This window comes from Catenulispora pinisilvae, assembly GCF_015356865.1.
GTDB lineage: Bacteria > Actinomycetota > Actinomycetes > Streptomycetales > Catenulisporaceae > Catenulispora > Catenulispora pinisilvae.
The window spans coordinates 36670-57242 of sequence record NZ_JAAFZA010000042.1; the positions used below are offsets into that span (position 1 = coordinate 36670).

The window sequence follows — 20573 nt, forward strand, 5'->3', positions numbered from 1 at the left end:
TACGCGGCCGCCACCTGCACGCCTGACCGCAAGGGCGCGGACTTTACTCCCGGGGTTCGGCGCTGTACCCCTTGGGGCTGACGACGCGGCCGTGGGGAACGGACCGCAACCACCTCACAAACCGCCGCCGCAGGGCCCTGACCCGGCCACCCTATGGAGCAGCGCCAGTTCCCCGAGGGAGCCGAGAGCCCCCGCCGGAGGCGCCGGGCTCTTCATCACAGTTTTTGATCTTGCTGTTGATCTTGCTGTTGATCTTGCCCTTGACCTGTGTCGTTGACCTTGCTGTTGATCTCGATCTGGCTCTTGTTCCAACTTGCCGGAGTTGAAGAGGCCTGAGATGCGCCGGGGTCGTGAACACGTAAACCGGCAGCCGACAAACACACCCACCGCCCCGAACCCCGAACCGGCACAACTTCTACCGAAGGCCGTAAAAAGCTTCTAAAACCCACAAACAAACCGCAACCAGCCCCGCTACGGAACCCCATACTGAATCGGCAAATACCAAGCAAACCAAGCCGACATCACCGCGACAGCAACGAAGCAGACCGCGAGCCCCCGCGTCCCCGACCGGGAAAGCGTCCGCGCCACGGGGATGAGCAACGGGAACGCCGGCATCAGCTCGCGTGGTGTCGTGGTGATCGAGCGGTGGCTGCCCAGGACCAGGGCCGCCACGAGTGCGCAGTACGCGATCAGTTCCCAGGGGAGGGTACGGCGGATCATCAGGGCTAGGAGGAACGGCACCGTGACCATGGCCAGGATGGCGATCAGTTCCATCGTCGACGGGTTGTCGAGGCGGCCGTCTACCAGCTTCGAGAACTCGTCGAAGGTGGTGGCGCCGCCGTCGAACCAGTTGTTCCACAGCGAGCGCTGGACCTTGAAGTAGGCGTCGAGGTGGCCGAAGTGGCGGCCGACGGCGACCATGTAGCCCAGCATCCCCAGGGGCGCGATCGCCGCACCCGCCCAGGGCCGCCACCCGTCCTGGCGGCGGATGACCGCCACCAGGGCGACCAGGCCGACGGTCGCGATCAGTGCGGAGGCGGATGGTCGGGTGAGGCCGCCGAAGAAGGCCAGCACTCCGGCGGTGATCCACGCGCGCCGTAGCAGTGCGTGTAGCGCCCACGCCGCGAACGCGACGAACAGCACGTCGCCGTAGGGTGCGACCTGCACCACGGCCGTCGGCGCCAGTGCGAACAGCGCCACCAGCACCAGTCCGGCCCGGGGGCCGGCCACCCGCTCGCCCACGCGCCGGATGCCCAGCGCCGCGACCGTGCCGGCGATGACCGAGGCCAGTACGCCGGCCTGTAGGTAGCTCAGGCCGGAGACTGTCTGCACCCCGCGCAGCAGGGCGGGATAGAGCGGGAAGAAGGCGTAGTCGAACCCGCGCTGGTAGCCGCCGCGCGCCACCTCGATGTAGAAGGTCGAGTCCCACGCGTGGGGAGGCGTGTGCACCAGGACGTCGAGTGACTGCTTCCGCACATGCAGGAGCCACAGCAGCGAGAGCACCGAGATCAGGTGCAGTCCGAGGTAGACGCCGGCTGTCACGCTGTTGGCGCGGGTCAGGGCCGCTCGGCGGAACGTCGCCGCGAGATCGGCCGCGGTCGTCCTCGAACCGGGGTCCTGAACGGCCGGACCGGGGTCCTCCTGAACGACAGCCGCCACCGCGTACCTCCCAGACCGAGCGCACGGTGAGCGCCCGCTTACCCCGTCCACAGAAGAGCTATGGACCACATGCGGGCCGAGCGTAGCGTGCCGGGAACGGCGTTGCCTACTCGGCCCGCGGTGGTTGGAGTGCTACTGGCGTACTCGATAGCGCAGGTGGAGTACCCGGTTGCCCTGAATCGCCTCGTCAGGATCCTCCAACAGGCGTTGTGCGTCGACCGGCCCGAAGTAGCGTTTGCCGGACCCGAACACCACGGGTACGACGTCCATGCGCACCTCGTCGATCAGGCCCGCGGCAAGCACCTGGCCACCGACGTCGCCGGCGGCGACCTCGACCACGCGGTCACCCGCGAGCTCCTGCGCCTTGGCCACGGCGGCCTCGACGCCGTCGGCGAAGGAGAACGGCGCCTCGGGGTACCAGCCCTCGGGCCTGCCCCGGTGGGTCACGACGACGACGTGGTCGACCCCGGCCGGAGGGGTCCCGTCCCAGCCGTTCGTCATGTCGAAGACGTGGCGGCCGACGATCGTCGCCCCGATCTGGTCCCAGTACGGCCGGACGTAGTCGTAGGACGTCTGCGACACCTTCAAGACGCCGCTCTCGTCCAACGGCACGTCACCGCTGAGCAACCAGTCGAACAGCGGTCCGGTCTGGTCGTTCTCGTCCGCGATGAAGCCGTCTACCGACACTGAGCTGTACATGACTACTTTGCCCACGGGGCCCTCCTCTGCTTTTGGGGTCCCTCGAAGTTAACGTGTTGTGAGCTGTCGGTCTTGTAAGAAATCAATCGGCCGGCAGTGGCCAGCTGTCCAGCACGTGGCCGGGATGTTCGCGCAGGAACCGCCGCCGGACTTCGAGGTACCGGGTCGGCGTGAGCCCGGTGAAGGCCCGGAACTCGTGGTCGAAGTGGGCCTGGTCGAAGTAGCCCGCGTCACCGGCGAGGTCGGCCCAGTCGACGGGGCCGGCGGGGTTGATCGCGAACACGGTGGCGGCGAAGCGGTGGGTCCGGGCCAGCCGCTTCGGCGTGATGCCGATGAGCTCCTTGAACCGCTGGGCCAGATGAGTGCTGCTGACACCGGCTGCCGCGTTCAGGCCGCCGATCGCCACCGCCCCGCCGGTCGCCGCGATGATGCTGCTCGTGTGGCGGACCAGCCCCAGGCCGGCGGTCTCGCACAGCCGTCGCGTCAGCTCCTGCTCAAGCAGCGCCAGCATCTCGTGCGGCCCGTCCGCCGTGGCCAGCCGGTCTCGCAGCTCAGCAACGGCGGGCCGGTCCCAAACCTGCTCTATCGTCACCGGCCGGTCACACAGCTCGGCCGCGGGCATCGACAGGAACGGCGCCAGCCCCCACGGCTTGAAGTGCACGCCGACGGACCGGGTCCGCAGTGGGTAGCCGAACTCCAACGCGCGGGTGGGCATGGTGATTACGCAGCCGTCGGTGTACTCGGCCGTCTCGGTGTCGATGCCGCCGCGGATGCGGAACGGCTCCCCGAGGTTGACGATGAGCAGCGCCGCCGGCATCGGCGGCAGCATCAGCCGGGCGTACGGCGGCGCGCCCTCCAGGTAGTAGAGGTCATCGATCAGCCCGTCCAGGGGCGGTCGCGGCACTCTGGACACGTACTCCACACGCACAGCATCCCTTATGCGCAGCGTGTCCGCGCGAGCGCCCGGTCGCGCACCGCCCCGGCCGCGCACCATGCTGCCGGTCATTCCAGCCGCGCACCGCGCTGCCAGAACCGGCATGCCGACCCGCTGACCCGCCGCCCCGCCGCCCGCCGACTACCCCTCGTCCAACAGCGGCGGCGCGATCTCGTCGAAGACGTCGCCCGGCCCCGGGTTCTCAGGGCTCGTGGATCCCCCGAAGTGCTTCATCACACCCCACACCGCGTTCAACGCAGTGGTCACCGCGCCCTCGGCCCAGCCGGCGGTCCAGGAGATGTCGTCGCCGGCCAGGAACAGGCCGCGCTGGTGCTCCGGCAGGCCTTCCTGCATGAAGTGGGTGTACAGGCGGCGCTGGTAGCGGTACTGGCCGGGGAGGTTCGCCTTGAAGGCGCCCATGAAGTAGGGCTCGGTCTCCCAGGAGACGGTCAGCGGGGTGCCGATGATGTGCGATCGGATGTCGACGTTCGGGTAGATCTCGGCCAGCGACGCCAGGACCACCTCCAGGCGTTCCTCGCGGGACAGCGGCACGAACTTCATCGAGTCGTCGACCCAGGTGTACGACAGGCACATCACGCCCGGCTTGTCCGGTCCGTCGTCCAGCAGATACACGCCGCGCGGCATGCGGTCGGTGAGGGTCATCGACATGGTGTCGCGGGTCGGGTCCTCGCGGGAGGGATCGAGCCAGAAGGGGCGGTCGACGACCACGAACAGTTTCGAGGCCCCCATGTAGTGCGCGCGCTCGACCGCGGTCCAGACGTCCGTGGCGAGCAGGGCCTCGTCCACCTTGATCTTCGAGAGCATCATCCAGGCCTGCGCGGTGAAGACCGCGGCCGGATACGTGCGGATCTCGTTGGCGGCGTCGGCGACGGTGACGCCGCGGCCGGTGCGGTACATGCGGGTGACCGCGGGCCGGGGGTGGCCGTTCTCGTGCAGGGACCGGACCGTGGTGCCGGCCGGCCAGTGGGCGAGGGTGTCAGGGGCCTGCGACCACAGCCGCAGCGGCAGTTGCTGGCAGCCGCCCACCACGCGCCGGTGGTGGTCGTCGGCGCCGGTGTAGACGACGCGCAGGATCTCCAGCATCGAGTTCGGGAAGTCGGTGTCCCAGCCGCCGGTGCCGAAGCCGACCTGGCCGAAGACCTCGCGGTGCCGGAAGGACTTGAACGCCGGGCTGGCCGCCAGGAAGCCGTAGAACGAGGTGTCGTCCAGCCGCGGGACCAGGCGGCCCCAGATCGCGCGCACCGTCGCGGTGTCCCGCTCCCGGATCGCCTGCTGCATCGCGGAGAACTCGGCGCCGTGCGCCGGGTCGTCCAGCGCGTCGGCCCAGGCGTCGGCGACCTCGTGGTAGACCGCCGGCAGGTCGTCCAGGCCGGTGGCGTAGTGGCTGACGCCCTTCAGATCGATGACCGTGGACGGGGTCGCGGCGTCCAGCGGGTTCGGGAACGGCTCGGTGCGCAGCCCCGCGCGGTCGAAGTAGGAGAACAGCGTCGTCGAGGACGGCGGGAACCGCATCGCGCCCATCTCGGCCATCGAGCCCGGCACGCCCGGGAACGGCGTCGAGCGCATCCGGCCGCCCAGCTCGTCGGCCTCGTACACCACCGGCTTGAGCCCCAGCTTCAGCAGCTCGTGCGCGGCCACCATCCCGGACAGCCCGCCGCCGATCACCGCGACCTCGGTCCCGTACGCCGCCTCCGGCACCGAGCCCAGGCCCGCCGGGTGCGCGACGTAGTCGTCGTAGGCGAACGGGAAATCGGGGCCGAACATGGTGATCGGCTTGTGGGACTCACACTGCACGTGGTCGGTGACCTCGTGGACGGTGGCCGGGACAGCGGACGTCATGAGTTTGCCTTCGGGGTCACGCCGGCGGTGCGGTACAGGTCGGTGCGCCGGTCTTGCAGATACGTGTTCAGATCGCGGGAGGCGGCCAGGTCCGCCGGGTCCACGTCGGCCAGCAGCAGTTCCTCGTGGTCCGCGCCGACCACCAGCTCCCGGCCGTCCGGCGCCACCACCCGGGTCTCGCCGGCGTAGACGAAGTCGCGCTCCACCCCGACCCGGTTCACGTAGGCCACGAACAGCTGCGATTCGATCGCCCGGGCCGGCACGATCTGCCGCGGCACGTACTCGTACGGCCGCATCAAGGCGGTCGGCACCAGCAGCAGCTGGGTCCCGGCGTCGGTGTGTGCGCGCACCGCCTCCGGGAACTCGACGTCGTAGCAGATCAGGAAGCCGACCCGGACGCCGTCCAGGTCCGCCTGCACCACCAGCTCCGAACCCGGCGCGAACGCCTCGCGGTCCACGTCGCCGAACAGGTGCGTCTTGCGGTAGTTGGCCTTCGGGACGCCGTCGCCGCCGATCAGCTGCACGGCGTTGTAGACGACGCCGTCGCCGTCCCGCTCGGGGTAGCCGTACAGAATGGCGATCCCATGCTTGGCGGCGGTCGCGGACACCTCCTGCTGGGACGGCCCGAACCGTTCCTCGGCCAGCCCGGCGATCACCTCGGCGCCCAGGTGGTAGCCGGTGAGGTACATCTCGGGCGTGATCAGCAGCCGCGCGCCGGCGGCCGAGGCCTGGGCCGCGGCGTCGGCCAGCGCGGCCAGGTTGGCGCGGCGGTCGGCGACCGGGTCGGGAGCGCCGTCGGGGTGATCGGTCGCCGGGGCTTGGAGGCAGGCCAGCCGCAGAGTCATAGGTTCAGCGTAGGTGCGGAGCGGCGGATCGCATCTCGCCGTGGTGGCGAGGGTGGTGGAGCGGACTCGACATGTGGGTGGGGCGAGGGTGCGGCGAGGTGGGGCGGTGGCGGATCAGTCGCGGATCAGTCGCGGACCCAGAAATCGAACAGATCTGCGCCGGGCTTGAACCCGGCGGCGCGCGCCACCTCGGCGGCTTCCTTGAAGCCGCGCGCGACTGCCTCGGGCACGTGTGCGTCCGACGCGAAGGAGACGCCCTTGCCGCCCTCCTGCCGCCACCAGCCGACCACCCGCGGATCGAGCGGGATCCGGGTATTGAACTCCATGATCTTGTCGGCGCTCGCCAGTGTCCGCAGTACCAGCCGGATGTCGCCCTCGAAGACCGAGAGATCAAAGGGAATCCGCTCGTGAGGCCAATTCCGCACCGGATAGTCGATGTGCGTGAGCACTTCGAACCCGTCGTATTCCTCGATCAACCGCACCGCCTCGGCTAGATACCCGCGGTACTCGGCGATCGGGTCGCCCCGCTTGATGCTCGCGGTTATGTCGGCGTAATCCTCGTCGCGCGCTGATGAGGTGTGCAGCGAGGCGAGGATCCGCTGGAACCCGCCGCGGTGAAGGAGATCCGCGGTCTGGTCCGGGAACCAGTGCGCCTCGCTGAGCTCCACCCCGGACAGGATGCGCAGCGTCGGGAAGCGGTCGCGGCAGCGCTCCAGCGTCTCCAGATAGCTGGCGAGGTCTATCGCCGGAGGAGTGAGAATGCTGTGACCGTCAACCACCTCGACGTAGCGCTGCCACTGCTCCGGGTACCAGTTCTCCGGCATCAGCTCCGAGATGCTGAAGTCCGCGTGCTCGGTGAACGCGACCGACGGCAGCCCGATCGCGACGGCGCGCTCGCAGGTCCGCTCCATCGAACCGGCGAGCGCGTCCCACGAGTACTCGCTGTGGACGTGGTTGTCGGGTGGCAGCACCGGAACTCCCCCTTTCAGGGGCGGCGCCTCACCGCCCCCGCATCGCCAGCAACGTCACGAGATCGTAGGCCACGTGCGCGGCGGCGATCGAGGTGATCTCGGCGTGGTCGTAGGCCGGGGCCACCTCGACCACGTCGGCGCCGACCAGGTTCAGGTCGTCCAGGCCGCGCAGGATCTCCAGCAGTTCGCGGCTGGTCATGCCGCCGGCCTCCGGGGTGCCGGTGCCGGGGGCGTGCGCGGGGTCCAGGACGTCGATGTCGATCGAGATGTAGACCGGCCGGTCGCCGATCCGCTCGCGCAGCGCCTGCGCCGCGGCGTCCACGCCCTGGCGCATGACGTCCGCGGACGTCACGATGCCGAAGCCCATGCGCTGGTCGTCGCTGAGGTCCCGCTTGCTGTACAGCGGGCCCCGGGTGCCGACGTGCGCCACCGCCGAGGAGTCCAGGATGCGCTCCTCGAAGGCGCGGCGGAACGGGGTGCCGTGGGTGTACGGCGCGCCGAAGTACGTGTCCCAGGTGTCCAGGTGCGCGTCGAAGTGCAGCAGCGCCACCGGGCCGTGCTGCCGGGCCATGGTGCGCAGCAGGGGCAGGGCGATGGTGTGGTCGCCGCCGATCGTCACCAGCTTGGAGCCGGCCCGGACCAGCTCGTCGGAGTGCGCCTCGATCTGCTCCAACGCCTCGTTCATCAGGAACGGGTTGATGGCGATGTCGCCGGCGTCGGCGACCTGCACCGCCTCGAAGGGCGAGAAGTCCAGGCCCGGGTTGTAGGGCCGGAGCAGCCGCGAGGCCTCACGCACCGCCGCCGGGGCGAAGCGGGCGCCGGGACGGTAGGACACGCCGGCGTCGAAGGGGGCGCCGAGGATCGCGACGTCCGCCTTCTCTCCGGCTGGGAGCTGGTCCAGACGTGGCAGCCGGGCGAATGTCGCGAAGCCCGCGTAGCGCGGGGTCTTCGAGGAGTCGATCGGGCCTATCGGGGCCGGACGTCCGGTGCTGCCCTCTTCGGTGCTCGGCATTGAGCCGCCTCCTTGCTGTGGAACTTGTGGTGCGGTGGTGCGGTGGAACCTGCGTGGTGCGGTGGTGCCTGCGTGCTGCGGCGGTGCGTACGTGGTGCGTGAGTGCCTGAGTGGTGCGGGTTGCGAGAGTGCCTGGTGCCCCGATGCGGCGGGTTCAACCAGCTTCAACCAGGTTCAACCACGCGACTCGGCGCGCCGCCGGCTGACCTCGTAGAGTGCGATCCCGGCCGCCACACCGGCGTTCAGCGATTCGGTCGTGGAGGCGATCGGGATCGAGACCGTGACGTCGCAGAGCTCGGACACCAGTCGCGACATGCCCTTGCCCTCGGACCCGACGACCAGGCACAGCGGCTCGGTCGCGATCTCCAGGTTGTGCAGCGGCACCGTGCCGTCGGCGGCGAGGCCGGCGATCATCACGCCCTGCTTCTTGTACGCCTCCAGCGCGCGGGTCAGGTTCCCGGCGCGGGCCACGGGCAGCCGGGCCCCGGCGCCGGCCGCGGCCTTCCACGCGCCGGCCGTCATGCCCGCCGCGCGCCGCTCCGGCACGATCACGCCTTGCCCGCCGAAGGCCGCCACCGAGCGCATCACGGCGCCGAGGTTGCGCGGGTCGGTGACGCCGTCCAGCGCCGCGAACAGCGGGGTGTCGCCGGCGGCGAACACCTGCTCCAGGAGGTCGTCCGGGTGCGCGTACTCGTACGGCGGCATCACCAGCATCATGCCCTGGTGCAGGGTCCCGTTGGTCATCCGGTCCAGCTCGTGCCGCGGGGCCTCCAGCAGCGGGACGCCCTGCTCCATGGCCAGCTTCATGGACTCCCGGACCCGGTCGTCGCTGTCGATGTACTGCGCGACGTACAGGGCCTTGGCCGGCACCTGCGCCCGCAGCGCCTCGACCACCGAGTTGCGGCCGGCGACCTGCTCGGCCTCGCCCTTGCCGGGGGTGCGCCGGACCGGGCGGGACGTGGCGCGCGTGCCGGCGGCCGAGCGGGTGTTCGCGGCGTTCGCAGCCGCGCCGCGCTTGGCCGCGGACTTGGCCTTGCGGGCCGCCGGGTGCCCGGTGCGCTCCTCGGCCTTCGGGGTCGGGCCGCGGCCCTCCAGGCCCTGGCGGCGCTGGCCGCCGGAGCCCTTCTGGGCGCCCTTCCTCGAGCTCGAAGCGCCCGGCTTGTTCGCTCGGCCGCCGGTGCCGCCGCCCTTGCTCGCCATGATGTCTGTTTCCTTCGTGAAGTCCGGTGCTCAGGGAAACGCGCCCCCGCCTCACGCTACCTGGAGCGCGGCGGGGGCACGGTCGGGTGAGGCCGCCTAGGCGACCGGCCCCGCTGGTTAGTGGCCCGTTAGTGGCCTGCTAGTGGCCCGCTAGCTATCCGCTAGTTGACGGTCCAGCGCGGACCGCCGGGGGTGTCCTCGACGGTGACGCCGGCCCGGGCCAGCTGGTCGCGGATGGCGTCGGAGGCGGCGTAGTCCTTGCGCTCGCGCGCCGCCTGCCGCTGCTCCAGCGCCACCTTGACCAGGGTGTCGACGACCGGCCGCAGGTCGGTGCCGGAGCCGGCGGTGCCGGCCGCCCCGCTCCAGGGCTCGGCCAGCGGGTTCAGGCCCAGGACGTCCAGCATCGTCAGCACCGAGGCCAGGTGCGTCGCGACGCCTTCCTTGTCGCCCCCGGCCAGGGCGGTGTTGCCCTCGCGCACGGTGTTGTGCAGGACCGCCACCGCGCCGGGGACGCCGAAGTCGTCGTCCATCGACTCCGCGAACGCCGCCGGGACCTCGGCCGCCGCCTCGGTCGGGCCGACCGTCTCCAGGGCCCGGGTGACGAAGCCCTCGATGCGGCTGTACGCGGCGTCGGCCTCGTGCAGCGAGGTGTCGGTGTACTCGATCATCGAGCGGTAGTGCGGGGTGCCGAGGTAGTAGCGGAGCACCACCGGGCGGTACTGCTTGGCCAGTTCGGTGACCAGCACCGAGTTGCCCAGCGACTTGGACATCTTCACGTTCTTGAGGGTGACCCAGCCGTTGTGCATCCAGTAGTTGGTGAACTTGTCGCCGAACGCGTGCGACTGCGCCTGCTCGTTCTCGTGGTGCGGGAAGATCAGGTCGACGCCGCCGCCGTGGATGTCGAAGTTCGTCCCCAGGTAGCGGTGCGCCATCGCGGAGCACTCCAGGTGCCAGCCCGGACGGCCCGGACCCCACGGCGTGTCCCAGAACGGCTCGCCCGGCTTCGACGCCTTCCACAGCGTGAAGTCGTGCGGGTCCTCCTTGTGCGTCTCCGGGGCCACGTCGTCCAGCGGCTGCTCTTCGAGGTTGTTCACGTTGAAGTGGGCCAGCGCGCCGTATTCGGGCAGGGAGCGCACCCGGAAGTAGACGTCGCCGCCGGCGGCGTAGGCGTGGCCGTTGTCGATGAGCGTCCGCATCATCGCGATCATCTCGGGGATGTGGCCGGTCGCCCGCGGCTCGACCGAGGGGTCCTCGCAGCCCAGCAGCCGGTAGGCGTCCTGGAACGCGTACTCGTTGGCCTGCGCGACCCGCCAGGTCTCCACGTCCTGCTCGGCCGCCTTGCGGATGATCTTGTCGTCGATGTCGGTGACGTTCCGCACGAACGTGACGTCGTACCCGCGGTACTCGAACCAGCGCCGGACGATGTCGAAGGAGAGGTTGGAGCGGACGTGGCCGATGTGCGGCGGGGCCTGGACGGTGGCGCCACACAGGTAGATCGAGACCTTGCCTGGTGTGACGGGTACGAACTCGCGCGTGGCTCGCGCGGCGGTGTCATACAGGCGGAGTGTCATTCCCCAAGGATACCGGGGGTTGGCAGCCGGAATCGGCCTCTCCGGCGTTGTGCTTCCATAGGGTGGTGAAGCGTTCAGGTGGGGCTCCCTTGAAGTTGCTCCTGATATTGGGAGCGCTTTCCATGTTCGGGCCCTTGTCGCTCGACATGTACCTCCCGGCCCTTCCCGATCTTGCGCATTCCTTCCGCACTCCCGAGGCGAACGTCCAGCTGACGCTGACCGCCTGCATGATCGGCCTGGCCGTCGGCCAGCTGGTGGCCGGGCCGATGTCGGACGCCTGGGGACGGAAGAAGCCGCTGGCGGTCGGGCTGGTCGCCTACGCGGCCACCTCACTGTTCTGTGCTCTGGCCCCCGACGTGTACTCACTCACCGCCGCGCGGCTACTCCAGGGCCTCGCGGGCGCCGCGGGACTGGTTATCTCGCGGGCGATCGTGCGCGACCTCTACGACGGGGACGCGCTCACCAAGTTCTTCTCCACCCTGATGCTGGTGAACGGCCTCGCGCCGATCCTGGCCCCGGTGCTCGGCGGCCAGCTGACCCGGTTCATGAGCTGGCGCGGGGTGTTCGTGGTGCTGACGGTGATCGGCGCAGTGCTGCTGCTGGCCGCGACGCTCGGGCTCAAGGAGACGCTGCCCGCGTCCGCGCGCGGCGCGTCCCGCGGCGGGCTGCCGGCGACCCTGCGGACGTTCCGGGTCCTGATGCGCGACCGGCGCTTCATGGGCTACATCCTGACCGGCGGCTTCGCCTTCGCGGCGATGTTCGCCTACATCTCCGGCTCGCCGTTCGTGCTGGAGAACATCCACGGCCTGTCGAAGCAGGAGTTCAGCTTCGCCTTCGGGGCCAACGCCCTGGGCATTATGATCGCCGGCCAGGCCAGCGGCCGGCTGGTGGGCCGGGTGGCACCGGCCCGGCTGCTCGGTGTGGGACTGGTGATGTGCTTCGGCGGCAGCGCGATCCTGCTCGCGGCCACCGCGTTCTTCCACGGCGACCTGGCCGGGACCCTGGCCGGGCTGTTCCTGATGGTGTCCTCGATCGGCGTGATCTCGCCCCAGGCCACCGCGCTGGCGCTGTCCGGCTACGAACCCGCGGTGGCCGGCGCCGCCTCCGCGCTGATCGGCACCGGCCAGTTCCTGTTCGGCGCCGTCTTCGCGCCGCTGACCGGGTTGGGCAGCAAGAGCAGCGGGATGCCGATGGCGCTGGTCATCTTCGGGCTGAGCGCCGCCGCGGTGGTGATGCGGCTGGTGCTGGTGCGGACGCCGGCGGCGGTGGTGGAGGGCGGCGAGGCCGGTGGCGGCGAAGCGGTCGCGGAGCCGGCTGTGGCTTGAGCTGGTAGTGGCTTGAACTGGCAGTGGGTTGAGACGGTGGTGGCGTGAGCCGACGCTGGCGTGTGGCGGTGGTGGCGTGAACTGGCAGTGGCGTGAGATGACGATTGCTTGAGCTGGCGCTGGCGTGAGGCCGCGGTGGCGTGAGGCGGCAGTCCGCGGCGTAGCGGGCGTCAGGCTTCGTCAGCCTCGGGCGGTACCGCCCGCCACCGTTCGGCCGAAGCCACCAGATCGCGCGAGATCTGGTCCAGGAACCGGCTCATCTCGCGGAGACGTTCCCCGGCCGGTGTGCCGGCGCCGAGCACCTCCACGCCGGAGCGGGCCGCCGCCGCCATGCTGTCGTTCAGCCGCGCGCTGGCCAGCGTCGCGCGGAACCAGACGTCGTCGTCGACGACGTAGCGGTCGCGGCGGTCCGGGCCCCGCCCGCGCTGGATCAGCTCCTGGGTTTCCAGATATCCGACCGCCTTCGAGATCGAGGCCGGACTCACCCGCAGCCGGGCCACCAGCTCCGCGGACGTCATCCCGCCCGAGTCGGCCGTGTAGAGACAGGCCAGCACGCCGGCCATCATCCGCGGCATTCCCGAACTCTCCAGGATCCCCGTCAGGCTCTCGGCGTACGCGCGCACCACTTCCGGGTCGCGGCCGAAGTCCGCTGACGGTAGCGCGCCCGGTCCGGCGGCGCGCGCCGCCTTGCTGCGGCGGGCCTTGCGGTGCGCCGCCTGGTGCGCGCCGTCCGCGCGATAGGCGAGCGGCCCGCCGTTGCGCATCACTTCTCTCGTGACGGTCGACGTCGGACGCTCCAGGCGCTTCGCGATCTCGTTGTACGACAGGTCTGCGGCCAGCCCCGCGGCGATGGCGCGGCGGTCGGAGTGGGTCAGACGGCCTCCGGGCATGGATCCAGTCTGCGCTCGGACCGGATCTCATTGCAACATCGATGCCGACTTCCGTGCATTCACCTTCAAACTCATTGCAAGAATCCCGAGGCCCTAACCAGTGCCGACAGCACTTGCTTCACGAATCGGTGCTTGATGATTCTGTGAACGCAACATAGCGTTTCGATTGTCGCAAACACGCAGCACCACCACCTCAAGCCCAAGGAGCCAGCCATGTCCGCCACCTCGATCCAGGCCGTCCTCACCGCCGCTGTCGCCGACTACCCCGGCGCCGTCGCCCTGATCCGCGCCGACGGCCGCTCGGAGTTCCACGCCGCCGGTGTCGCCGACATCGTCAGCGGTCGGGAGCGCCGGCCCACCGACGAATTCCGGGTCGGCAGCATCACGAAGACCTTCACCGCGCTGCTCGTCCTCCAACTCGCCGCCGAGCGAGAGCTCAGCCTGGACGACACCGTCGAGCGGTGGCTGCCGGGGCTGCTGCCGGAAGGGCTGCGGCCGACCGACGTCACCATCCGGCGGCTGGTCGGTCAGACCAGTGGGATCTTCCCCTATACAAGTGATCCGCAGCTGATGGAGAACTACTTCACCGCCGCCCTGCCCGATCACCTCGACGACACATATACGCCCGAACAACTCGTGGCGATAGCCACGTCACATCCCGCCGAGTTCCCGGTGGGCGAGCGATTCGGATACTCGAACACGAACTTCGTGCTCGCCGCGATGATCCTGGAGAAGGCCGGCGGCATGTCCTTCGCGGACCTCATCGAGTACCGCATCGCGCGGCCGCTGAAGTTGAAGCACACGTATTCCCCCGGCACCGATCGGTTCTATCGGGGCGAGGGGGCTCGGCTGTACAGCAAGCTGAACTCGCCTGACCTGGACGCTCGGCTGCACGACGTCACCGAGCGGAACGCGAGCGACGGATTCGGCGCCGGATCGGTCGTCTCCACCGCCGAAGACCTGGCCGTATTGCTGTCCGCACTGCTTTCCGGCCGCTTCCTGGCGCCGAAGCAGACGGCCGAGATGTTCGCGATGACGCCGGTCCCGGACGGCGTCTGGCTCGACGGCTACCGCTACGGCCTTGGCATATCGTCCTTCACGCTTCCGGACGGCACTGAACTGTTCGGCCACGGCGGCCTGATCTCCGGAAGCTTCACCTACCTGTTCGGCACGCGCGACGGCCGTCGGGTCGCGGTGGTGAACGTCAACGGGGACTGGGGAATGCCGCCGCTGGAGCTGTTCCCGGAGCTTCTGGCGGAGGTCTTCGCCGAAGCCTGATCCGCCTCCCTCAACCGGGCGCCTCCCTCAACCGAGCGTCCCCCTCAACCGAGCGTCCCCGGTCACGCCGCCGTACGCGGTGCGGCCGGGGCGCCGCCGCGCCGTACCGGGCTCAGCTCCGGTGCCTTCCGGTGCAGCGTCAGCCGGCCGACCAGGTGGCTGATCAGCCCCACCATCAGTGTGGAGCCGCCCTGGACGTGGCCCAGCGAGCTGCCGGTGATCATGAAGACGTGGGCGGCGATGGTCATCACCAGCGCCACCCGGGTCTTCGTGTCCTGCCACAGGTACTCGACCAGGTAGCGCCACAGGTCGCGGCCGGCTTTGCGGGCCGGGCCGACCAGGAAGACGGCCAGCACCGCCACGACCGCCAGCGGGATCAGGAACCTGATGTCGAAGCCGGGGATGGCCACGCCGCCGAAGGCGACCAGCCAGCCGGCGATCGCGCTGAACTCCATGCCGCGCAGGACCATGTTGCCGACGTGGGCCAGGCTTTCGTCGTCCGGGCCGGGGCGGGAGGCCAGGACGGCTTCCAGGTCGGCGACGAAGGCGACCGGTTCGGGGACGTCCTCGTCGGCCCGGGCGACCGACTCCTCGAAGTGCCGTGCCTCCGGCTCGGATTCCGGGTCGAGTTCGGCGGCCAGTTCGGAGGCGCGGCGGGCCTCGGCGGCGGCCTGGGACAGGTCGCCGCTGGCTTCCAGGGCGGCGGCCAGGCTGGCCCGGCTCTGCCAGACCCGCGGTCCCAGGCGCACCGCCTCCTCGGCCGCGGCGACGGCCTCGTCGGTGCGCTCCAGCAGCCGCAGGGCCGAGGCGCGCAGCCGGTAGCCCCACTCGTCGCCCGGGGCGAAGGTCACGACCCAGTCCGCCGCGCGCAGTGCCTTCTCGCCGTCGCCGGTCTCCAGATAGACCGCGGCCAGCGAGCGCCAGACCCGGACGTCCTGGCTGCCGGCCGCGATCAGTTCGTTGAGGACGTCCAGCGCCTGCCGGCGGCGGCCGAGTTCGGCCAGCGCCTCGGCGCGGGCGATGTGCCGGCCGATCTGGTCCGGGCTCGGGCCGCCGGTCGGTTCCGCTGTGGTCACAGCCCGGGCCGGGGCGGATTCCACCGGGGCCGGAAGGGGAACGTACTTCACGACCATGGTTTCCTCGAGATCGGCCGCCCCGGCCGGGTCGCCCTCGTCGGCCGCGGCGAGCACCTCCCCGGCCGCGCTGACGGCTGCCCGGACCTCGGCCTTGATGGCGGCGTCCATCGTCGCCGCCGGATACCAGACCTCTTGCTCACTCGCCTCGCCGGACATCCCGCAACCCCCCTCGACCGGACGCACCGCCGGTTATCAGTCGCCTGGTATACCCCACCGGCACGCCGGGATGCCAGACCCCAGCCGTTACCGGAGTCGGACGTGGGATGATCGGGACTCCTCCAGGGAAGGACGCCCGACGTGACAGTGGCACTGCCTGAACGAGCCGCGCGCACGCCCCGCCCCGGTGCCTCGCGGCACGACGTCGTCGTGGTCGGCGGCGGCCACAACGCCCTGGTGGCCGCGGCTTACCTGGCGCGGGCCGGGATGCACGTCACCCTGCTGGAGCGGCTGGACACGGTCGGCGGCGCGGCGGTGAGCGCCTCTCCGTTCGCCGGGCAGGACGCCCGGCTGTCGCGCTACTCCTACCTGGTGTCGCTGCTCCCTTACACGATCGTGCGCAACCTGGAACTGGTCATCGAGCTGCGCAGCCGTCCGGTCTCCTCCTACACCCCGGTGCGCCGGGCCGGCGCCGACACCGGCCTGCTGGTCGAGCGCCGCCCCGGCGCCGCCACCGAGGACAGCTTCCGCCGGCTGACCGGGGGCGAGGCCGAGTACAAGGCCTGGAACCGGTTCTACGAACAGCTCAGCCGGCTGGCCCGGGCGATCTCCCCGACCCTGCTGAACCCGCTGCTGGGCCGCGGGCAGTTGGAGGCGCTGGTCCGCGAGGAGGGCGCCGGACAGGCCTGGGAGTGGGTGTTCGAGCAGCCGATCGGCGCGGCGGTGGAGCGTTTCTTCGGCGACGACACGGTGCGCGGCGTCGTGCTCACCGACGCCCTGATCGGCACCGACACCTGGGCCGGGGACGCCAGCCTGAAGCAGAACCGGTGCTTCCTGTACCACGTGATGGGCAACGGCAGCGGCGAGTGGCGGGTGCCGATCGGCGGCATGGGAAGCGTCACCGAGGCGCTGCACCGATCAGCCGTCGACGCCGGGGCCCGGATCCTCACCGGGGTTGAGGTGACGCACATCGAACCGGACGCCGGCGGCGGCCGCGCCGAGGTCACCTACCGCGACCGCAATGGCACCGAGCAGGTGATCCAGTCCGGTTACGTCCTGGCCGGAGTGGCCCCGGCGGTACTGACCCGGCTGCTCGGCCGGGGCAGCGCCGACGCCCCGCAGCCGCAGGGCACCCAGATGAAGATCAACATGCTGCTGGACCACCTGCCGCGGCTGAAGTCCGGGGCCGACCCGCACGTGGCCTTCGCCGGCACCTTCCACATCGACGAGGGCGCCGCGCACCTGCGGCAGGCCTATCAGGACTCACACGCCGGCAAGCTGCCGGACCCGCTGCCGTCCGAGGTCTACTGCCACACCCTCACCGACCGCTCGATCCTGGGCAAGGACCTGCTCAAGCGGCCGGACGTGCAGACCCTGACGCTGTTCTCGCTGCACACGCTGCCCGGCGGCGCGACGAAGGACGAGATGGTGCGCAGCGCGGTGGCCGGGCTGGACGCGTACCTGGAGGAGCCGCTGGCCGACTGCCTCGCGCTGGACGCCGAGGGCAAGCCCTGCCTGGAGGCCAAGACCACCGAGGACCTGCAGGACGAACTGGCGATGCCCGGCGGGCACATCTTCCACCGGGACCTGTCCTGGCCCTACGCCGAGCGCGCGGACCAGGTGGGCAAGTGGGGCGTGGAGACCGGGATCGACAACGTGCTCATCTGCGGCGCTGGCGCGCGCCGCGGAGGAGGTGTGTCCGGAATCCCCGGCCACAACGCTGCACGTGCAGTTCTCGACCGCGTCGCCGACGCGGGTCGTAGGCGCAGCAGCGGGATATGAGGTTCACGTTTCCATTCCTAGCACACGGGGTTTCGGCGTTGTGCCGGGTCCGCGAATTAAGACCCACGATCGTGGGTGATCATCATGATTTTCGTGGTGGTCAGCGTCGGCACTCTGTGACCGGCGGGCGGCTGAGCGCGAGCGATCGCCGGGCGATCGCCGGGCGGTCGGGAATCCGTCGGCGCGGTTTGACGATTGCTTGAGGCTCACGTCCGCGGGAACACGATCGCGGTCGCGATTCCGGCGAGTCCTTCACCCTTTCCGGTGAACCCGAGCCCGTCGGTGGTCGCGGCGGCCAGCCGGATCGGGGCACCGGCGGCTTCGCTGAGTACTTGCTCGGCCTCGGCTCGGCGCTTGCCGACCCGGGGCCGGACCCCGACCAGCTGGACCGAGACGTTGCCGATCTCGAACCCGGCCTCGCGGACCCGGCGGGCCGCCTCGCCGAGCAGCTTCAGCCCGGAGGCGCCGGCCCATTCCGGATCGCTGGTGCCGAACTGCGCGCCGAGGTCGCCGAGGCCGGCCGCGGAGAACAGGGCGTTGCAGGCGGCGTGCGCGACCACGTCGGCGTCGGAGTGGCCGGCCAGGCCGGTCTGGCCGGGCCAGTGCAGCCCGGCGATCCAGAGCTCGCGGCCTTCTTCGAAGGCGTGGACGTCGACGCCGATGCCGACGAGGGGGAGTGCGGTGGTCATCGGCGGCTTCCTGGGTTGGCCGGGGCGGCGGACAGGGTGGCGGCGGTGGACAGGGTGGCGGCGGACAGAGTGCCGCCAGCCTGCGGGAGCGGCTTCGTGGTGGTCATCGGCGGCTTCCCGAGTCGGTCGGGGCAGCGGCGGACAGGGTAGCGGCGGACAGAGTGCCGGGCCGCGCTCATCGGCGTCTCCTGAGCACGGCTTCGGCGAGGACCAGGTCGAACGGGGTGGTGATCTTGAAGGCCTCGGCGTGTCCGGGCACCGTGCGCACCGGCAGGCCGAGGGCTTCGACCAGTCCGGCGTCGTCGGTCGCCGGGAGCGTCGGGTCGGCCGCCGCGTGTGCCTTGGTGAGTATGTCGCGGGTGAAGCCCTGCGGCGTCTGGACCGCGCGCAGGGTGGAGCGGTCCACGGTCGCGGTCACCAGGTCCGCGTCGACCGCCTTGATGGTGTCGGCCACCGGCAGCACCGGGATCACCGCGCCGGCCCCGTCCCGGACCGCCGCGACCACGGCTTCGACCACGTCGACCGGGGTCAGCGCCCGAGCGGCGTCGTGGACCAGCACCACGTCGCAGTCCTCCGGCAGGGTCGCCAGCGCCAGCGCGACCGACTCCTGGCGGGTGTCGCCGCCGGCCACCACGCGGGTGTCGCCGGGCAGATCGGCCAGCAGCCGCTGCACCTCGGCCACGCCCTCGGCGCTCGGCGGCGCGGCCACCACGACCAGGTCCACCGAACGGGCCGTCACCAGGGTGCGGACCGCGTGCACCAGCAGTGGGAAGCCGCCCAGCTCACGCAGGGCCTTCGGGGCGCCCGGGCCCAGCCGCTCGCCCTTGCCGGCGGCCGGGACGATCACGGCCACCCGGCCGCGGCCGGTGGTGTCGGAGCCGGTGGCGTCGGGTCCGGCCTCGGCGTCAGCGCCGGTGTCGGTCCCGGTCGCGGGGCCGGCCTCGGCGGCGGGATCAGTACTCATGCTCACGGCCCGGGACATTAGCGCACAACAAGCCGCCGGCCCCGGCGGCTGATCGCCGCGGGGCCGGATGGCGTGCTCATGCTGAAAAGAAGAATGGTGCCAAGTAATTCAGAACAAGCGATGATGTCAGAGGCGTCAGGAAGCCAAGACTTCGTCGAGAATGGCGTCCGCCTTGTCCTCGTTGGTGGCCTCGGCCAGCGCCAGTTCGCTGACCAGGATCTGCCGTGCCTTGGCCAGCATCCGCTTCTCACCGGCCGACAGCCCGCGGTCGCGGTCGCGGCGCCACAGGTCGCGTACCACCTCGGCCACCTTGATGACGTCGCCGGACTGGATCTTCTCGATGTTCGCCTTGTAGCGGCGGGACCAGTTGGTCGGCTCCTCGGTGTGCGGCGCGCGCAGCACGTCGAAGACCTTCTCCAGACCGCCTTGGTCGACCACGTCGCGCACGCCGACGTACTCGGCCTTCTCAGAGGGCACGCGTACTGTCAGATCACCTTGTGCGACCTTGAGCACGAGGTATTCCTTCGGCTCGCCCTTGATCACGCGGATCTCGATATCCTCGATGAGCGCGGCCCCGTGATGGGGATAGACCACGGTCTCGCCAACTTTGAACGTCATGTGATATGTGCCCCTTCCGTGGCTCTCCAGGATACCACGTTGTACGCCCGTTCTGAAGACCGTTTGCGCAGGTCAGCGTACCCGTGGGGGCTTGACAAACCCGCCCGCGCCGTGCTTGCGCAGTTCAATGGCCGTCGATCCGCGCCATTCGATCTCCATATCGCGCGGCGGCCGAGCTCCGTATACCGCGATGGTGGATCTTGGTCGATCCCGATCGAAGTCGATCGCCGGCGCCGTGCGGAAATCGTTTGTTCCCCGCGTGATTGACGCCCCCGCAACTCTGGGCACAACGCTCTGCGAAGCGCACAATGACGCTACGGCTCCCGACGACGCGTGGGGTGGGTGCATACACCGGTGAACAGTCCAGGTCGCGACAACGGCGATCAGTCCTTCGGCTCCTTCGGCGATCCGGGTGACGACGGCGGCTTCATAGTCGTGGTCGTCCCCGACGACATCTCCGCCCTCGACGCCGAGGTGCGGGCCTACCGACGGGAGGTCGCGTGGGCCAAGGTCCGGGCGAAGACCGGGGCGGTGCTGGCGTGGCCGTTCCGGGCGCTGGCCCGGCTCGTGCGGCGGATCGGGCACGCCTTCGGCTTCCTGGTCTTCTGGCGACGCTTCCCCGGTGACAGCTGACGCTCTGCGCTATTGCGTTGCCGGCATTACCGCCTGCAGACGCTCTGCGCCGATCTCCGGCGGCGGTACCGCGTGCCGCCGCCGGCACGGTTCTGACACGCTCCGCCACGGCGCCTTCCGGCGTGCTCGGTCAGCCGGCGTAGCGAACATCACGGCGATGGAACGGCCCCCGGGCCCGGGCCTGATCTGAGGCCCTTTTAGACTGGCTGCGAGCCGCCGTTGATCGGATGGTCGGAAAGTCGCACGAAATCCATCCGGATCGGCGGCCCCACCACGGTCGACACCGGCGGCGGCCCGTGAGCCAGTTGGACCGTCTAGGAGCCGTTCCGCCGTGAAGAGCACCCTCCCGCC

Annotated in this window: 18 protein-coding genes; 4 read left to right on the plus strand and 14 right to left on the minus strand. The window is 70.4% G+C overall.

The genetic code is table 11. From position 1 onward, the window contains the following. Positions 1 to 471: 471 nt before the first annotated feature. The 9 genes from IZR01_RS14375 to cysS form a co-directional block, all read right to left on the minus strand. Positions 472 to 1659 carry a mannosyltransferase family protein gene (locus IZR01_RS14375; RefSeq protein ID WP_194899384.1) on the minus strand — a complete coding sequence of 396 codons (1188 nt, stop codon included), beginning with the start codon at positions 1657 to 1659 and terminating at the stop codon, positions 472 to 474. A 132-nt stretch (positions 1660 to 1791) separates the two neighbouring features. Next, complete coding sequence (locus IZR01_RS14380; protein ID WP_194899383.1) at positions 1792 to 2373, minus strand: dihydrofolate reductase family protein; 582 nt, start codon at positions 2371 to 2373, stop codon at positions 1792 to 1794. Between the two features lie 67 nt (positions 2374 to 2440). Then, the gene (locus IZR01_RS53220) at positions 2441 to 3286 is read right to left on the minus strand and encodes an AraC family transcriptional regulator (protein WP_369125481.1); all 846 of its coding nucleotides are present in this window, start codon (positions 3284 to 3286) and stop codon (positions 2441 to 2443) included. Between the two features lie 147 nt (positions 3287 to 3433). Beyond that, positions 3434 to 5152: a flavin monoamine oxidase family protein gene (locus IZR01_RS14390; protein ID WP_194899382.1), complete on the minus strand. Its 1719-nt coding sequence runs from the start codon at positions 5150 to 5152 to the stop codon at positions 3434 to 3436. After that, positions 5149 to 5997 carry a carbon-nitrogen hydrolase family protein gene (locus tag IZR01_RS14395; RefSeq protein ID WP_194899381.1) on the minus strand — a complete coding sequence of 283 codons (849 nt, stop codon included), beginning with the start codon at positions 5995 to 5997 and terminating at the stop codon, positions 5149 to 5151. Before IZR01_RS14395 ends, IZR01_RS14390 begins: the two co-directional genes overlap by 4 nt. Before the next feature lie 125 nt (positions 5998 to 6122). After that, on the minus strand, positions 6123 to 6968 hold the full coding sequence (locus tag IZR01_RS14400; RefSeq protein WP_323747004.1) for a PHP domain-containing protein: 846 nt from the start codon (positions 6966 to 6968) through the stop codon (positions 6123 to 6125). A 28-nt stretch (positions 6969 to 6996) separates the two neighbouring features. Then, positions 6997 to 7980, minus strand: a complete 984-nt coding sequence (speB, locus tag IZR01_RS14405) for an agmatinase (RefSeq protein ID WP_194924113.1) — start codon at positions 7978 to 7980, stop codon at positions 6997 to 6999. Between the two features lie 174 nt (positions 7981 to 8154). Beyond that, entirely contained in the window at positions 8155 to 9180 is a 1026-nt protein-coding gene (rlmB, locus tag IZR01_RS14410) for a 23S rRNA (guanosine(2251)-2'-O)-methyltransferase RlmB (protein WP_194924114.1), read from the minus strand. Positions 9181 to 9341: 161 nt separating this feature from the next. Continuing rightward, positions 9342 to 10751 (minus strand): cysteine--tRNA ligase, encoded by a 1410-nt coding sequence (gene cysS / locus IZR01_RS14415; protein ID WP_194897922.1) that lies wholly within the window; start codon positions 10749 to 10751, stop codon positions 9342 to 9344. A 122-nt stretch (positions 10752 to 10873) separates the two neighbouring features. Here cysS and IZR01_RS14420 point away from each other — a divergent pair, with 122 nt between their 5' ends. Then, positions 10874 to 12076 (plus strand): multidrug effflux MFS transporter, encoded by a 1203-nt coding sequence (locus IZR01_RS14420; RefSeq protein ID WP_194924115.1) that lies wholly within the window; start codon positions 10874 to 10876, stop codon positions 12074 to 12076. A 170-nt stretch (positions 12077 to 12246) separates the two neighbouring features. Here IZR01_RS14420 and IZR01_RS14425 read toward each other — a convergent pair whose 3' ends face one another. Then, complete coding sequence (locus IZR01_RS14425; RefSeq protein ID WP_194924116.1) at positions 12247 to 12966, minus strand: GbsR/MarR family transcriptional regulator; 720 nt, start codon at positions 12964 to 12966, stop codon at positions 12247 to 12249. A 213-nt stretch (positions 12967 to 13179) separates the two neighbouring features. Between IZR01_RS14425 and IZR01_RS14430 the strand changes: the two genes are divergently transcribed. Next, positions 13180 to 14244 (plus strand): serine hydrolase domain-containing protein, encoded by a 1065-nt coding sequence (locus IZR01_RS14430; RefSeq protein ID WP_194924117.1) that lies wholly within the window; start codon positions 13180 to 13182, stop codon positions 14242 to 14244. A gap of 62 nt (positions 14245 to 14306) precedes the next feature. Here the strand turns inward: IZR01_RS14430 and IZR01_RS14435 are convergent, their stop codons facing one another. Next, the gene (locus tag IZR01_RS14435) at positions 14307 to 15536 is read right to left on the minus strand and encodes a tetratricopeptide repeat protein (protein WP_194924118.1); all 1230 of its coding nucleotides are present in this window, start codon (positions 15534 to 15536) and stop codon (positions 14307 to 14309) included. Positions 15537 to 15683: 147 nt separating this feature from the next. On the opposite strand from IZR01_RS14435, the gene IZR01_RS14440 reads away from it, so the two are divergent. Next, positions 15684 to 17318 (plus strand): phytoene desaturase family protein, encoded by a 1635-nt coding sequence (locus IZR01_RS14440; RefSeq protein ID WP_194897925.1) that lies wholly within the window; start codon positions 15684 to 15686, stop codon positions 17316 to 17318. Between the two features lie 206 nt (positions 17319 to 17524). Here the strand turns inward: IZR01_RS14440 and ispF are convergent, their stop codons facing one another. From ispF to IZR01_RS14455, 3 genes are all read right to left on the minus strand, one after another. Continuing rightward, positions 17525 to 18007: a 2-C-methyl-D-erythritol 2,4-cyclodiphosphate synthase gene (gene ispF, locus IZR01_RS14445; RefSeq protein WP_194924119.1), complete on the minus strand. Its 483-nt coding sequence runs from the start codon at positions 18005 to 18007 to the stop codon at positions 17525 to 17527. Between the two features lie 175 nt (positions 18008 to 18182). Next, positions 18183 to 18971, minus strand: a complete 789-nt coding sequence (gene ispD, locus IZR01_RS14450; protein WP_228559448.1) for a 2-C-methyl-D-erythritol 4-phosphate cytidylyltransferase — start codon at positions 18969 to 18971, stop codon at positions 18183 to 18185. A 135-nt stretch (positions 18972 to 19106) separates the two neighbouring features. Next, positions 19107 to 19589: a CarD family transcriptional regulator gene (locus IZR01_RS14455; RefSeq protein WP_194897915.1), complete on the minus strand. Its 483-nt coding sequence runs from the start codon at positions 19587 to 19589 to the stop codon at positions 19107 to 19109. A gap of 354 nt (positions 19590 to 19943) precedes the next feature. On the opposite strand from IZR01_RS14455, the gene IZR01_RS14460 reads away from it, so the two are divergent. Next, positions 19944 to 20222, plus strand: coding sequence for a hypothetical protein (locus IZR01_RS14460; protein ID WP_194897914.1), 279 nt, complete (start codon positions 19944 to 19946; stop codon positions 20220 to 20222). The last annotated feature ends 351 nt before the right edge of the window (positions 20223 to 20573 follow it).

What these genes read in the sequence shown, in the direction of transcription:
- IZR01_RS14420 (WP_194924115.1), top strand. Translation starts at nt 10,874, where the DNA reads ATGTTCGGGCCCTTGTCGCTCGACATGTACCTCCCGGCCCTTCCCGAT.
- IZR01_RS14390 (WP_194899382.1), bottom strand. Translation starts at nt 5,152, where the DNA reads ATGACGTCCGCTGTCCCGGCCACCGTCCACGAGGTCACCGACCACGTG.
- IZR01_RS14430 (WP_194924117.1), top strand. Translation starts at nt 13,180, where the DNA reads ATGTCCGCCACCTCGATCCAGGCCGTCCTCACCGCCGCTGTCGCCGAC.
- cysS (WP_194897922.1), bottom strand. Translation starts at nt 10,751, where the DNA reads ATGACACTCCGCCTGTATGACACCGCCGCGCGAGCCACGCGCGAGTTC.
- IZR01_RS14395 (WP_194899381.1), bottom strand. Translation starts at nt 5,997, where the DNA reads ATGACTCTGCGGCTGGCCTGCCTCCAAGCCCCGGCGACCGATCACCCC.
- rlmB (WP_194924114.1), bottom strand. Translation starts at nt 9,180, where the DNA reads ATGGCGAGCAAGGGCGGCGGCACCGGCGGCCGAGCGAACAAGCCGGGC.
- ispD (WP_228559448.1), bottom strand. Translation starts at nt 18,971, where the DNA reads ATGAGTACTGATCCCGCCGCCGAGGCCGGCCCCGCGACCGGGACCGAC.
- IZR01_RS14435 (WP_194924118.1), bottom strand. Translation starts at nt 15,536, where the DNA reads ATGTCCGGCGAGGCGAGTGAGCAAGAGGTCTGGTATCCGGCGGCGACG.
- IZR01_RS14425 (WP_194924116.1), bottom strand. Translation starts at nt 12,966, where the DNA reads ATGCCCGGAGGCCGTCTGACCCACTCCGACCGCCGCGCCATCGCCGCG.
- IZR01_RS14455 (WP_194897915.1), bottom strand. Translation starts at nt 19,589, where the DNA reads ATGACGTTCAAAGTTGGCGAGACCGTGGTCTATCCCCATCACGGGGCC.
- speB (WP_194924113.1), bottom strand. Translation starts at nt 7,980, where the DNA reads ATGCCGAGCACCGAAGAGGGCAGCACCGGACGTCCGGCCCCGATAGGC.
- ispF (WP_194924119.1), bottom strand. Translation starts at nt 18,007, where the DNA reads ATGACCACCGCACTCCCCCTCGTCGGCATCGGCGTCGACGTCCACGCC.